This window comes from Brucella sp. LJL56, from assembly GCF_054871705.1.
In genome coordinates this window covers 13,507-27,952 of record NZ_JBTXLQ010000002.1, presented here as the reverse complement: position 1 = coordinate 27,952, position 14,446 = coordinate 13,507, and the positions used below count along the sequence as shown (strand labels likewise).

Here is a 14,446-nt window from a genome sequence, read left to right as displayed (position 1 = left end):
AATCCGAAAATCTTTCGGCCAGATGACACACACTTCATTTTGAAGCGTTCACAAACGCGATTCTAACCTTCAAGCAAAATTGCCGACAGTCGCTCGGCTTGAACGCGAATATCCGGCACCGCAGTCACTTCCCAGAATGCGCCTTTCGTAACCGGTCCGATAGCGAAAAAGGGGCCTGAAGGCTCTCCTCGCGCATTGAGCACCTGGAGGTCACGCGTGACATCGAAACCGAGATCCAGTGCGTCCGGTCGCGCCAGGCCATGCTCCATAAGGCCGGTCAACGCTGTATTGCGGGTCGTCGAAAATCGGGGATTGCCGCCGCGACAATCGATAACGGTTGCCACATGCAGTTTTTCGACATGCTCGCTACGTCGCGGGCGATAGAGGATTTCCATCCCTGCGCCTTCGTCGCGCACCGAAACCAGTTGACCAGCCGAGACTTTAAGCTGTCCACTGTTCACGGCAGCTTGGATGCGATCCGCGACAGCCGGTGCCATGCGATGCCGATGCACATCCCACCATGGTCGCAGATGGCGGAGGAAACTGTGGCGCTGCGACATCGGCAGCCCCGCCCAGATATGCTGCGTATGCGGACGCAGACCGTCCATCACACCACGCCAGCCGGAACCAGCTTTTTCCGCTTCCATCATCATGGTGCGCACGCGCTGCATGAGCTGCGACAGGCCGATCGATACGGGCAGATCGTCTGCCTCTATCGAGTAGGCTTGTGTCGGAGAATGGCGCGCGGGCAGAAGCCCACGGCGCGAAATCGCGTATATTTCGGCACGGTGCCCGTTGTCGAGCAGAGACAATACACTATCGATCATCGACAAGCCGGTGCCAAATATCGCGACAGGAGCATCTGTAGGCACATCGAAATAGCCATTGCTTGACCAATATTCCGCAACGTGTCTGCCGGATTTTGCGATGGCAGCCTCGTTACCCGTAGCAAGAATAACGGCATCGGCAACGAAGGCTTCTCCGTTTTCGGTAGTAACGGTCGGCCTGCCATCCTTCAGCGCCACATCGACGATGCCAGTCTTTTCAACCGTCAAACCTTTAACGTCTTCGGAAAGATAAGGGGCGATCAGATGCTCCAGATAGGAGCGGTAGAGCTTACGTGGCGCAAAACTGTGCGGTTCCCATGAATGGCCGGGAGCGGCAATGTCGCTCGACCGCAGCCAATTTACGAAATGATCCGGCTGATCGGGAAATGCGCTCATATTGCTGGCGCGGACATTGAGAAGATGGCTCGGATTTTCCGTTGCGTAGGCGATTCCAGCCCCTATTTGGCCCGAACGCTCGAAAATTCGCACAATTGATTCTGGTGAACGACGAAGCAATTGTGCGGCCAGAATGATGCCGCTTGCACCGGCGCCAATGATGATAAATGACTTCAAACTATCGTGACCTCGTCCCGTTTCACGACAACGACACGAGAAGCGCGTCATCAGATTATTGTTTTGAATCCCACTATTTTAGTTAGGTTCCAACAAACAAACTCTCTTGTAAACCCCCATAAAACCGGGATGGACCGAGTATCGGGGGTCGTTTTCGACGTCTGTTCATTGGAGTGTGTAATCGGAAAGTAAACAGTGAAACGCAGCGAACCACAGATCGTTGACAGTGTGTTTCAGAAACATGGGCTGGCTTCTGAAGTCCGAATAACAATATTTCTCTCAACATCATTCATGAGGCTGCCTTGAAAATCCCAAGCCAGACAGCCCCGCCCGACCGCTGAAACACAGGACACAGTAATGAACAATTCCCTGCTGAATTCCATCAAGAAGCGCCGTACACAGTATGCTCTGGGCAAGTCCCTTCCGCTTTCGAACGAAGACACGGCCGAGCTGATCCGCGAAGCGGTTAAGCACACACCTTCCTCCTTCAACTCGCAGAGCTCCCGCGCTGTAATCCTGTTTGGCGCCGAGAGCGACAAGCTGTGGAACATAGCGAAGGAAGCACTTCGCCAGATCGTTCCTGCCGACGCTTTTGCGCAGACGGAAGCCAAGCTCGACAGCTTCGCCGCCGGTGCCGGTACGGTTCTGTTCTTTGAAGATCAGAACGTTGTTAAAGGTCTTCAGGAGAATTTTCCGCTTTACGCCGACAATTTTCCGATCTGGTCCGAACAGTCGGGTGGCATGGCGCAGCATTCGGTCTGGAGTGCCCTTGCCGATGCAGGAATCGGTGCAAGCCTTCAGCACTACAACCCGCTGATCGATCAGGAAGTCGCCAAGGTCTGGGATATTCCGTCGTCCTGGAAACTTCGTGCCCAAATGCCATTCGGCTCGAATGAACAGCCTTTTGCTGAAAAAACTTTCATCGACGACCGCGACCGCTTCAAAGTGTTCGCTTGATCGCCTGATTGCTTAGCATGAACAAAGCCGGAGGAATTTTCCTCCGGCTTTGTTCATAAGCAGGTTTGGTACGAGATCATTCTCCGTCGAAACTGAACGGCGGCAATTGTTCGAGTGCAGACTTCAGTGCTTCCGACCAGCTCTCCGATACAGTCTGATAATAAGGATCGGTAGCCTCAAACCGTTTGCGGGCACCTGTTTTGAAGCTGTCTGCCTCATAGATCTGCATATCGAGCGGTAATCCCACGGAAAGATTGGCTTTCAGCGTGGAGTCGAAGGAGACAAGCAGCAGCTTCACCGCCTCCTCGAAACTCATCTGCTCCTGATAGGCGCGCACAAGGATGGGTTTGCCGTATTTGTTCTCGCCAATCTGGAAGAAGGGCGTATCGGCCGAACTCTCAATGAAGTTGCCTTCGGGATAAATATAAAAAAGACGCGGCTGCCCGCCCCTGATCTGCCCGCCGAGAATGAATGAGGCACCGAACGCATCGGCATTCTGTCCGCCGGTGGCGGAACTCTGGATCACTTCCTTGACGGTATCGCCGACAAGACGTGCAACCTGAAACATGGAAGGCGCATCGAAAACGGACGGATGCCTGTCTGCCGGAGCCTTCATGCGTTCTTCCAGAAGGCTTGCGACGGCTTGTGTCGTTGCAAGATTTCCAGCCGAAAGCAGAACAATCACGCGCTCACCGGGCTCAGACCAGCTCCGCATCTTCGTAAAGATAGAAATATTGTCGAGCCCGGCATTTGTCCGCGTATCGGACATGAACACAAGGCCACGATCGATTTTCATTCCAACGCAATAAGTCATAAGCAATATCCGGCAGGCAACTCACTATCCAGAAGGATCACTGCCCTACATTGATGTGAACCGCAAGACTTTCCACCGTGCCGCCCAGGCGAACTCCGGAAATAGGCGCTGCATCGCGATAATCGAGCCCGGTTGCGATCCGCACATAGCGGTCGTTCGGGCAAATATTGTTGGCGGCATCGAAACCGACCCAGCCCAGACCGTCAATATGAGCTTCGGCCCATGCGTGACTTGCGGTCTGCTCTTCCACGCCTTCCATCATCAGATATCCCGATACGTAACGGGATGGAATGCCGATGAGCCTGGCCGTCGAAAGGAAAATATGCGTGTGATCCTGACAAACACCTTTCCCGGTTTCCAATGCGCTTTCGGCATCCGTTGAAACGCTCGTCGTTCCCGGCATATAGGCGACCGCCTTATGTATGGCGTTCATCAGCTCGTGCATCTGGGCAAGCTGCTCCAGTCCGGACGGGAGATCACTCGCCAGAGCCCTGATGCGCTCACCTGGTGTCGTCAGCGGCGTTTCGCGTTCGAAGAGCCAGAGCGGCGCATAACCATAGACAGGCCCCAATACGCCAACCCTGTCTTCCACATCGATGCTGCCACTGGCAGTTATGATGATTTCATGAATATTGCGGGCATGTTGGACCAGATCTGTCTTGTTGCCGAAGCCGTCGATATAGGAGACCTCGGGCTCGCCACCTTCGATTTTCAGTTCCCAGTGCCTGACTACCTGCCCCGGAACGGTTGGCGGACGCAGCCGCAACCTTTGCACCGCATAAGGAACCGGATGCTCATAGCGATAATGTGAAACGTGCCGGATGTTGAGCAGCAAGCGAAGACCTCAATAGAAATTATAGGTTTCAGCGATCTCGTTGCCGAGCCGGTTATTGCGGTTGATGAATTCAGTCAGGAATTCATGCAAGCCCACATCGAAAATCGCGGATATGTCCTGATTTTGCAGGCTTGCATAAATTTTGTCCGCTGTCTCGTGGCAGGCGGTGCGATGGTCGTAATCTTTTGACAGATAATCCAGATGTTCGGCGATGCTGCGATAGCAGTAATGAAGCGAGCGCGGCATACGGCCATTCAGGATCAGATAGTCCGCAACCTGCGCCGGACGGTAATCACCATCATAAACCCAACGATAGGAGCGATGTGCCGATACGGAGCGCAGGATCGATTCCCATTGATAATTGTCCAGCGTCGTTCCGACATAGGATATCGCGGGCAACAGGACATAGTATTTCACATCGAGAATACGGGCCGTGTTGTCGGCACGTTCGATGAATGTACCGAGGCTTGCAAAATCGAAGATTTCATTGCGCAGCATAGTGCCATGAAATGAGCCGCGAATGAGCGCGGTCTCGCGCTTGATCTGATCGAGAAGCTGAGGAAGATCGCTTTCTTTCAATGGCTTGCACAGCGATTTTTTTAGAACCATCCATGCTTCATTAAGGCTTTCCCATGCTTCTCGCGTCAGCGCCGTACGCACCATGCGGGCATTGGATCGGGCGGTTTCGAAGCATGTCATCACGCTCGACGGATTATCGGCGTCGCGCAGCAGGAAATCAGCAACATTGGCAGCGTTATAGACATCGTATTTTGCGGAGAAACCCTGACTTGCGCCCGCAGAAACCGCGACCGAAGACCACTCCTCCGGTGCGTCAGAGGTTTTCGTCAATGCCATGCGAAGCCCCGCATCAACGAGGCGTGCCATGTTCTCCGCGCGCTCAATATAGCGGAACATCCAGTAAAGTCCGTTTGCCGTACGGCCAAGAAGCATAAACCATTCCCCTTTCGTGCACTGATCTTGTCGTCAGTTGCAGCACTTCAATCCAATTGTTTCAGTCATCGAGCACCCACGTGTCCTTGGTTCCTCCGCCCTGGCTGGAATTCACGACGAGCGATCCCTCTTTCAATGCCACCCGTGTGAGCCCGCCGGGCGTTATGCGGATACGGTCGGAAACCAGAACAAAGGGGCGGAGATCGACGTGGCGTGGTGCCAGCCCACTTTCCGTGAAGATAGGTGTCGTTGACAGCGCGAGCGTTGGCTGAGCGATATAATTGCGCGGCCTTGCTTTCAGTTTTTCCGCGAAAGCATCCCGTTCAGCCTTGGTCGAAGCCGGTCCAACCAGCATTCCATAGCCGCCAGAACCATGTACTTCCTTGACGACAAGCTCGGCCAGATTGTCGAGCACATAAGCGAGGCTGTCAGGCTCGGAACAACGCCAGGTCGGCACGTTTTCGAGAATGGCTTTGCGGCCCGTGTAAAACTCTATGATTTCCGGCATGTAGGAATAGATCGCCTTGTCATCGGCGATGCCGGTTCCGGGTGCATTGGCAATGGTAATATTCCCGGCCCTATAGACATCCATGATACCGGGAACACCAAGTGTGGAATCTGGCCTGAAAGTGAGCGGGTCAAGAAACGCATCATCAACACGCCGATAAAGCACGTCGATGGCGCGGTATCCTTGTGTGGTTCGCATAGCCACACGTCCGTCAACGACGCGCAGATCGCTTCCCTCGACCAGTTCGACGCCCATCTGGTCGGCAAGGAATGCGTGTTCGAAATAGGCGGAATTGTAAATGCCGGGCGTCAGCACCGCGACAGTCGGCACATCCTGCGTGCCGGGAGGCGCAACGCTTGCGAGCGACTGGCGCAGCAATTGCGGATAGTTCTCGACCGGTCGGACCTTGACGTTCTGGAACAGCTCGGGAAAGAGCTGCATCATCGTTTCGCGGTTTTCCAGCATATAGGAAACGCCGGACGGCGTGCGGGCATTATCCTCCAGCACATAGAACTGGTTTTCGGCGGTGCGTACAATATCAACGCCGATAATATGGGTGTAGACGTTGCCTGGTGGACGGAAACCGATCATTTCAGGCAAGAAGGCTTCATTCCTGAAAATCAGCTCTTTCGGAATGCGCCCTGCCCGGACGATTTCCTGACGATGATAAATATCGTCGAGAAAGGCGTTGAGCGCCATTACGCGCTGTTCTATGCCCTGTGACAGACGCCGCCATTCTTGACCTGAAATGATGCGCGGGATGATGTCGAAGGGAATGAGGCGCTCGCCCGCCTCCTGATCGCCATAGACAGCAAAAGTGATACCCGTCTTGCGGAAGACGCTTTCGGCGTCATCGCTTTTCTGTAGAAGTTTGTGCGGATCCTGTTGGTCGAGCCACTGCTTGAGAAATTCGTAAGGCTGGCGGACATTCCCGCCATGGTTGAGCATCTCGTCGAATGGCTTCACTGAATTCCCCTTCTTTTCCTTATTATTCAGTCCGGAATTAGGGAAAAGCAAGCATGGAAATCATGCAAAAGCGCAAAGCTGGGTTGCGCAATTTCGTCGCGACAGTCGATCTCTGACGCGCTCTAATTCGCCCGCCTATGCAATTTCAATGATAGTTCAGCCTGGCCGGTGGGCCTTTACGACCGTCGGATCGGTATCGATACGTCCAGCTCCGATCAGGTCAAGACAATAAGGCACCGCTGGAAAAATCGCCTGCAAAGTCATGGCAATGGAAGCTGGTTTGCCGGGGAGATTGAGGATGAAGCTCTTGCCGCGGCTGCCTGCCGTCTGGCGGGAAAGAATGGCGGTCGGAGTCTGCTCAAGACTGACGCGGCGCATCAGTTCACCGAAACCGGGCAGTTCCTTATGCAGAACCGCCTGCATGGCTTCCGGTGTTTCATCGCGCGGGCTCGGCCCTGTGCCGCCTGTTGTCAGGATCAGGTCGCAAGCTGCCTTGTCGCAAAGATCGATAAGCGTATCACGCACCGATTCCATGCCATCGGGAATGACCCGCCGGATCGTTTCATAAGGCGTAACGACGGCGCATTTCAGCCATGCTTCCATGGCCGGGCCGCTCAAATCTGCGTATTCGCCGCGACTTGCGCGGTCGGAAACAGTCACAAAACCGATCTTTACCATCACATCCTCACAGTAAGTTTTGGCTCTCCGCAAACTTTTGGTGATCTTATAGGCGCTCGCCAGTTTGATGTGAAGGTTTGCAGTTCCCGATTGAAAACGCCGCCCGTAGGCGGCGCTTTGCATATGATGACTATCGGAAATTACGGCGTAACGTCGAAGCCGAACCACTTTTCCGACAGACGCTTGATCGTGCCGTCAGCCTTTGCGGCTTCAATGGCTTCGTCGAACATCTTCTTCAGTTCGGTATCGTCCTTGCGCAAGCCGACGGCAACGCCACGGCCCAGAATACCACCCTTGAAGAATGGACCTGTCATGACGATGTCTTCATTGCCCGGCTTCTTGGCGGCGTCCGTCAGGTAAGCGAGCGAAGCCACAATCAAATCGACGCGTCCGGCCTTCAGGTCGAGATCGTGCTGTTCCGTGGTCTTGTATTCACGGATGTCGATATTGTCCTTGAAATACTTGTCGAGCAGCGTCAGGCCGAGCGAAGCGGTCTGGACTCCGACGGCGCGACCCTTGATTTCAGCCGACACTTCATCGATCGCTTTCTGCGCAGCCGCTTCATCCTTGGCGAGATAAAGGGTTTCGCCGGTGTGCGGCAGCTTGGCGTAAGGGCTGTCCTTCAGCGTTGCAAAAGTCTGCGGCGTCAGGCCGTAGGAAATCGAGAAGCTGATGGTTTCTTCACGCTTCGGCGTTGCGGTAAGACCAGCCATGATCGCATCGAACTTGCCAGCGTTGAGCGCCGGAATGATGCTGTCGAAAGGCTGGGCGACCATCGTGCACTCGACCTTCATGCGAGCGCAGAGGTCCTTGTAGAGATCAACTTCATAGCCATCCAGCGAGCCATCGGGCTTGGTGAAGTTGTACGGGCGGAATGCGCCTTCCGTGGCGATGGTGATCTTCGTCCACTTCTTTTCCTCGGCATGGGCCGAGACGCTCGTCAGTGCGAGAGCGGAAATGAACACGGCTTTGAAAAGTCCGATGGTCTTCATTGCAGTTATCCTGTTGCGGTTGTTTCTGTCCGGCTGTCGCCGGAACATAGAATTTCGATGATTAAGCAGCGTTCTCGTGGCTGATGAACTTGCGGAAACGTTCGGATTTCGAGTTGCCGAACACATCTTCCGGCGCGCCGTCTTCTTCCACCAGTCCCTGATGGAAAAATACCACGCGGTTGGAAACGTCGCGCGCGAAGCCCATTTCGTGGGTCACGACCAGCATGGTGCGGCCTTCTTCCGCCAGGCTGCGCATGACGCGCAGCACTTCGCCGACCAACTCCGGATCGAGCGCCGAGGTCGGCTCGTCAAACAGCATGACTTTCGGCTTCATCGCCAGCCCGCGGGCAATCGCTGCGCGCTGTTGCTGTCCGCCCGAAAGATGAGCCGGATAGAAATCACGCTTGTCGGCAATACCGACCTTCGCCAGCAAGGCTTCCGCCTCGGCGATGCATTCTGCACGCGGACGTCCCTGCACGTAGATCGGTGCTTCGATGATGTTTTCCAGAATGGTCTTGTGGGACCACAGATTGAAGCTCTGGAACACCATGCCCAGTTCCGAACGAATGCGCGAAACCTGCTTCTTGTCCGTCGGGTAGGCTTCACCCTTCGAATTTTTCGCCATGCGGATGGTTTCACCAGAAACCGTCACAGTGCCCGACGTGGGAATTTCCAGAAGATTGATGCAGCGCAGGAAGGTCGACTTGCCCGAACCGGACGAACCGAGGATCGAAATGACCTCGCCTTCACGTGCTTCGAGTGAAATGCCTTTCAGCACTTCATTGGCACCGAAGCTCTTGCGCAGGTTTTCTACTTTCAGCGCCACCGGTGCATTGGGGGAAACGATTTTGCTCACGATGTTTGTCCTTCGGAAGAAAGCTTGACGACCGGCTGGCGCAGATAAGGGGTCAGCTTATATTCTGCAAACATCAGCGCACGCGTCAGAACGAAGTTGATGGCGAGGTAGATCGCACCGGCGATCACGAAGATTTCTATGGCTCGATAGCTCTCGGCGATCAGCTTTGCTGCGATGCCGGTCACTTCCATAAGCGTGATGATCGATGCAAGAGAGGTTGCCTTGATCATCGATATCATCTCATTGCCGTAGCCCGGCAGCGCCTGACGGATCGCCAGCGGCATGACAATGCGCCGGAAGCAAGTAAAGGACGACATGCCACAGGCTTTAGCAGCTTCGATCTGGCCGTGCGGCACCGACAACAGGCCACCACGGATGATTTCGCTCGCATAGGCCGCATTGTTCAGTGTCAGCGCGATGATTGCACACCAGTAAGGTTCACGCAAAACCGGCCACAGGAACGAGTAGCGGATGGCCGGAAACTGGCTGAGACCGTAATAGATGATGAATATCTGCACCAGAAGCGGCGTTCCGCGGAACACAAAGACGTAAAGGCGCGCAATCCAGTCCAGCACCTTGACGCCCGATAGTCGCATCATGGCAAAAAGCAAGGCCAGTATGGCGCCAAACACGATGGAGCTTACCGCAAGCTTTAGAGTCAGCGGAACCCCGCCCAGCATCTGGAAGAATGCATCGGAATAGAATTCAAGGTTCATTTTGCCCTCCTGACGCCGCGTGAGAAGTGGCGCTCGGCCATCTGCAAAAGCCCGCCGGAAACCGACGAAATCAACAGATAGAGCGCACCGGCAATGAGGAAGAAGTTGAAGGGCAGACCCGTCGAACCCGCACCAATCTGTGCCTGACGCAGAAGCTCGACCACACCGGCAACAGATACCAGAGCGGATTCCTTGAGCGAAACCTGCCAGACATTGCCGAGGCCCGGCAGAGCATGCCGCAGAGCAAGTGGCGCGATGATGCGGCGAAATTTCAACATCTGGCTCATGCCGCAAGCGGTTGCAGCTTCAATCTCTCCTTTGGAGACCGCCCGGAATGCGCCTCGGAACACTTCGGTGTGGTGCGCACCACAGGAAATCGCAATGGCCAGCACACCGGCCAGAAAGCCCGGAAAGCCGATGAAGCCTTCGGCACCGAAATATTTACCGAGGGCAGTCACTGCCGCACTGCCGCCGAAATAGAACAGATAGATAACGAGAAGGTCTGGAATACCGCGAATGATCGTGGTGTAGCCGTCGGCGACAGCGCGAAGCGTGCGACCGCCGGAAATCTTCGCCCAGGCGGCGAAAACGCCAATGGCAGCGCCGAGAAGGAAGCCCAGAACGGCGAGCGCCACGCTCACCAGTGCACCCATCATCAGCACATAGCCCCAGCCGTCCGGCCCGAAGCTCAAAATATCGAGAAAGCCCATCTGCTTCATGATGCGTCAGGCCCTGTTGGAATTGGGGGATTGAATGTCATTTCAATTTTCGAAATCTGCTTGCCCGACCACATCATTTTGCAGTTTTGGGCAGAGCGGGTTGAACGCTGTCCGGAATCGGATTGACGAAAACGGTTCCGTTGAGCCGTTTTTCATGATCCTGCTTTGCTTTCTCGATCTGCCCCGGATTACGGAACAATTCGATGGCTGTGCTGCCCATGATCTTGGCAGCATGGGCCATGCCCTTATGCGCTGCCGGCAGCTTGCCCTGTGCCACCATTTGCCACGAATGAAGCGGCGTGCCGATTGCGCAGGTCGCGCCGCGCATCTGCACGGTAGGAACAACCCAGCTCACGCTTCCGACGTCGGTGGAACCGACAAGGGTGTTATCGCCTTTATAGGGCGTATAGATATCTTCGCAAAGTGCCAGACCTTCTTTGGGCTCCACACCGAAACGGCGGAAGGCATCGGAAATGTCTTCTCTGGAAAGCGTCCTCTGGAAGCGGCTTGCGGTTTCGCGATCCTGCTCGTCAAAGTCCGGAGGCCCGAGACGTTCGAGCTGCAGATGCATCATCTGTTCCAATGGCGTGTTGCCTATCAGATCGGCATCCCCGCTGACGATTTCGCTGCGGACCGTCGTTTCAGTCATCAGCGCAGCGCCTTCGGCGATCTTCTTGACGCGCTCCAGAAGCGTCTGCATGTCCGGCAGGCTACGAGCCCGCACGAGATAACGAACTGTTGCCTTGGCCTGTACCACATTCGGCGCAAAACCACCCGTATCGGTCACGGCGTAATGAATGCGCGCCGTGGATGGCATATGCTCGCGCATATAGTTCACACCGACATTCATGAGTTCGACCGCGTCCAGGGCACTGCGCCCTAAATGCGGTGCAGATGAAGCGTGAGCCGCGCGACCGCTGAAGTGGAAATTGATTTCGTTGCAGGCGAGCGAAACCGGATCGTTGACCCCAGCAAACGGTGCCGGATGCCAGCAGAAGGCAATGTCCACATCATCGAACAGCCCTTCGCGGACCATGAAACCCTTGGCCGAACCGCCCTCTTCCGCCGGGCAACCATAATAGCGCACGCGGCCCTTGATGCCCTTTTCGGCAAGATATTCCTTCACCGCCGCAGCAGCGAGCAGAGAACCTGCCCCCAACAGGTTGTGGCCGCAACCATGTCCGTGACCACCTGCCTCGATCGGTTGTTCCTCAACCAGTCCCGATATCTGGCTGAGACCCGGCAACGCATCGAACTCACCAAGAATGGCGATGACCGGTCCTTCGTCGCCAGCTTCGCCCATCACGGCCGTCGGCAGGCCCGCAATACCACGCGCGACGCGAAACCCTTCGGCTTCCAGCATCGCTGCATGGGCATCGCTGGATTTATATTCTTCGTAGTTTGTTTCAGGATTATCCCAAACCGTATCGCTCAGTTCGAAATATGCGGCGCTCTTGGCGTCGACGATATCCCAGATATCGTGATGGTTTTTCAACTCGGCTCCATCGCTCATTTCACCGTCGCCATACATGATGGCGGCGGGCATCAGGACGTCACGGCAAAGAAACTGCCGAAATCTTCCTCAGACTGCATTTTTTGATGATGCTGATAGAACTCGGGCCCTGCTCTCGCAAGGGCAGATCGGAGAGTTGACGCAGAATTGCTTGTTTTCAGGCATTTTTTTGCCCTCAATCCGCATTTCAGTCCTGTCTTCCGATTGAAGTTGGCTGCTGGCCTCCCACACGCCTCGATATTCCTCGCACCTGTACCCAGCAGTACCCGAGACAAATGGCAGGGAGTAGCCGTGATATTGGTCAAATTTATCGCATGCTTTTACAATATGAGAGGCCCCTCCTGACAAATTGCCAACAAGTTTGCTGAGGCGACGTAATCACCGCCCTATTTTCTTGCCATATGTTCATTTCATCCATCGATTCAATGGCCAAGGTTCTTGACGCGGGACTGAAACCGTTATCATCGTCAGTCATGCGTATCCTGCTCGTCGAAGACAATCTCACCCTCGCAAACTGGCTGGCAAAAAGCCTGCAACAGTCGAGCTATGGCGTCGATACGGTGCACGACGCGGCCGATGCCGAACAGGCGCTCGCCTTCACGGAATACGATCTCGTAATCCTTGATCTCGGTCTGCCCGACAAGACCGGGCTTGACGTGCTGAAACATATCCGTGGCAGAGGCAATGAGGTTCCCGTCATCATTCTGACAGCCAATGCAAGCCTTGACGGACGTATTCGCGGTCTCGACGCCGGTGCTGACGATTATCTGGCAAAACCTTTCGAACTCAGCGAACTTGAGGCACGCATTCGCGCCCACCTTCGCAGGTCAAGCCAGCGGACCGCCCCAGTCGTAACCTGCGGCTTGCTGCGTTTCGACACCAACACTCGATTATTCTCTCTCGGAAATGACCCGCTGTCGCTTACGCCTAAGGAACATGCGGTTCTGGAACAACTTCTGCGACGTATCGGAACGACCGTCAGCAAGGCCACGCTTGTTCAAGGCATCTACAATTTCGATAGCGAGACCGACGAAAATGCCATCGAGATCTACATTCATCGCCTGCGCAAAAAACTGGAAGGCACCAAGGCTGAAATCGTAACCTTGCGCGGCCTCGGCTATCTGCTGCGCGAAACGAATTGAGATGAAACGGCTGTTCCACCGCCTTTCCCAGAGCCTGCGTGCGCAGCTCGTTTCGTGGATCGTGATCCCGCTGATTGTCGTTGCCGGGATCAATCTGTGGACCGCGTGGCGCGCGTCGGAAAATATGGCCGGCATTGTGTCTGATCGCATGTTGACGGCATCAGCACGCGCCATCGGCGAAGCAACCGCCGCCTCGCATAATGCTATAGATGCCGTCATCCCTCCGGTCGCATTGGAGATGTTTTCGACCGGAAATGGCGACCGGGTCTATTATCGTGTCGAGACGTCGGATGGCCGCCTGCTGGCAGGCTTTCCCGACCTGCCAAAACCGGCCAAAATCGCGGATTACGACCCACTCCATTATGAGGGCACCTATCGCGACCATCCTTTGCGACTGGTTGTCGTGCGTCATCCTGTTGCCGCACCACCCAACCTGCCACAAGCCGTCGATGTGGTCGTGGGTGTCACGCTTGCAGGATATACCGCCATGCAGCGGGAGCTATGGCTGAACTCTGTGCTGGAACAATCGCTGCTTATCATTGCCGCCGGTGCCCTTTCGCTATTGGGCTTGCGCTTTGTGCTGCGCCCGCTGATCCGGCTCCGCAACGAGGTCCGCAATCGCACATCCGAGCTGGAACCATTTGATCCGCAGACAGTCCAGACCGAACTTAGACCGCTCGTCACAGCGCTTAACCAGTATATGGAGCGCGTGCGCAAGCAGATGTCGGCGCAGCACCGTTTCATCCAGAACGCAGCACATCAGTTGCGTACTCCGCTTGCGACGCTTTCGACGCAGGCCAGTTTCGCTGAACGGGCAACCGGTGAAAGCGACCGCAAGGATGTTCTGGCAGGAATCAAGAATACAGCGATGCAGCTCTCACGGCTTGCCGGGCAATTGCTCACGCTTTCGCGTGCCGAACCGGGCAGCAGGCGTCCCCGCGCCGACCGGGTTGATCTGGCGGAAGCGGGACAACAAATTCTGGAAAGCCTCGCGGGCAAGGCGTTCGACCGCAAGATTGATCTCGGGTTCGAACTTAAGGCGACCAAGCCGATGATTTCTGGCGACGGCACCATGCTGCGAGAAATGATTGTCAATCTGGTTGATAATGCACTCACTTATACGCCTGAAGGCGGCATGGTAACGCTTGCTGTCGATCAAGATGGACGAAAAATCAATATCCGGGTCGAGGACAACGGCCCCGGTATCCCGGCTAGCGAGTATGAGCACGTTTTCGAACGCTTCTATCGTGTTCCGGGCACGCTTGCGGAAGGAAGTGGACTGGGCCTTGCCATCGTGCGCGAAGTTGCCGACACAGCGGGAGGTCATGTAGAGCTTTCCCAAACGAAAGGCGGCGGGCTTACGGTGACTGTCACCCTGCCCGCCGCCTGACGCATTCGA

General features: G+C 55.4%; 14 protein-coding genes. 3 read left to right on the top strand and 11 right to left on the bottom strand.

Features of this window, described 5'->3' with window-relative positions; all coding sequences use genetic code 11:
* Window positions 1-62 precede the first annotated feature (62 nt).
* The gene (locus tag ACYSN1_RS08770; RefSeq protein ID WP_461725329.1) at window positions 63-1,400 is read right to left on the bottom strand and encodes an FAD/NAD(P)-binding protein; all 1,338 of its coding nucleotides are present in this window, start codon (window positions 1,398-1,400) and stop codon (window positions 63-65) included.
* A gap of 357 nt (window positions 1,401-1,757) precedes the next feature.
* On the opposite strand from ACYSN1_RS08770, the gene ACYSN1_RS08765 reads away from it, so the two are divergent.
* The gene (locus ACYSN1_RS08765) at window positions 1,758-2,357 is read left to right on the top strand and encodes a nitroreductase family protein (protein WP_461725328.1); all 600 of its coding nucleotides are present in this window, start codon (window positions 1,758-1,760) and stop codon (window positions 2,355-2,357) included.
* Window positions 2,358-2,433: 76 nt separating this feature from the next.
* Here ACYSN1_RS08765 and ACYSN1_RS08760 read toward each other — a convergent pair whose 3' ends face one another.
* The 10 genes from ACYSN1_RS08760 to ACYSN1_RS08715 form a co-directional block, all read right to left on the bottom strand.
* Window positions 2,434-3,171: a peptidase gene (locus ACYSN1_RS08760; RefSeq protein WP_461725327.1), complete on the bottom strand. Its 738-nt coding sequence runs from the start codon at window positions 3,169-3,171 to the stop codon at window positions 2,434-2,436.
* 37 nt (window positions 3,172-3,208) lie between these two features.
* Window positions 3,209-4,006, bottom strand: coding sequence for a transglutaminase family protein (locus ACYSN1_RS08755; RefSeq protein WP_461725326.1), 798 nt, complete (start codon window positions 4,004-4,006; stop codon window positions 3,209-3,211).
* Window positions 4,007-4,015: 9 nt separating this feature from the next.
* On the bottom strand, window positions 4,016-4,957 hold the full coding sequence (locus ACYSN1_RS08750; RefSeq protein ID WP_461725325.1) for an alpha-E domain-containing protein: 942 nt from the start codon (window positions 4,955-4,957) through the stop codon (window positions 4,016-4,018).
* Window positions 4,958-5,018: 61 nt separating this feature from the next.
* A complete protein-coding gene (locus ACYSN1_RS08745; RefSeq protein ID WP_461725324.1) occupies window positions 5,019-6,431 on the bottom strand; it encodes a circularly permuted type 2 ATP-grasp protein in 1,413 nt (470 codons plus the stop codon).
* 156 nt (window positions 6,432-6,587) lie between these two features.
* Window positions 6,588-7,109, bottom strand: coding sequence for a molybdopterin adenylyltransferase (mog, locus tag ACYSN1_RS08740; protein WP_461725323.1), 522 nt, complete (start codon window positions 7,107-7,109; stop codon window positions 6,588-6,590).
* 140 nt (window positions 7,110-7,249) lie between these two features.
* The gene (locus ACYSN1_RS08735; RefSeq protein WP_461725322.1) at window positions 7,250-8,101 is read right to left on the bottom strand and encodes a transporter substrate-binding domain-containing protein; all 852 of its coding nucleotides are present in this window, start codon (window positions 8,099-8,101) and stop codon (window positions 7,250-7,252) included.
* Window positions 8,102-8,162: 61 nt separating this feature from the next.
* Window positions 8,163-8,957: an ABC transporter ATP-binding protein gene (locus ACYSN1_RS08730; protein ID WP_109988779.1), complete on the bottom strand. Its 795-nt coding sequence runs from the start codon at window positions 8,955-8,957 to the stop codon at window positions 8,163-8,165.
* Window positions 8,954-9,673: an ABC transporter permease gene (locus ACYSN1_RS08725; protein WP_140019355.1), complete on the bottom strand. Its 720-nt coding sequence runs from the start codon at window positions 9,671-9,673 to the stop codon at window positions 8,954-8,956. Before ACYSN1_RS08725 ends, ACYSN1_RS08730 begins: the two co-directional genes overlap by 4 nt.
* Window positions 9,670-10,392, bottom strand: coding sequence for an ABC transporter permease (locus ACYSN1_RS08720; RefSeq protein WP_461725321.1), 723 nt, complete (start codon window positions 10,390-10,392; stop codon window positions 9,670-9,672). Before ACYSN1_RS08720 ends, ACYSN1_RS08725 begins: the two co-directional genes overlap by 4 nt.
* 73 nt (window positions 10,393-10,465) lie before the next feature.
* Window positions 10,466-11,938 (bottom strand): M20 family metallopeptidase, encoded by a 1,473-nt coding sequence (locus ACYSN1_RS08715; RefSeq protein ID WP_461725320.1) that lies wholly within the window; start codon window positions 11,936-11,938, stop codon window positions 10,466-10,468.
* Between the two features lie 440 nt (window positions 11,939-12,378).
* On the opposite strand from ACYSN1_RS08715, the gene ACYSN1_RS08710 reads away from it, so the two are divergent.
* Window positions 12,379-13,047: a response regulator gene (locus tag ACYSN1_RS08710; RefSeq protein ID WP_461725857.1), complete on the top strand. Its 669-nt coding sequence runs from the start codon at window positions 12,379-12,381 to the stop codon at window positions 13,045-13,047.
* A gap of 1 nt (window position 13,048) precedes the next feature.
* Window positions 13,049-14,437, top strand: a complete 1,389-nt coding sequence (locus tag ACYSN1_RS08705) for a sensor histidine kinase (RefSeq protein WP_461725319.1) — start codon at window positions 13,049-13,051, stop codon at window positions 14,435-14,437.
* Window positions 14,438-14,446 lie beyond the last annotated feature (9 nt).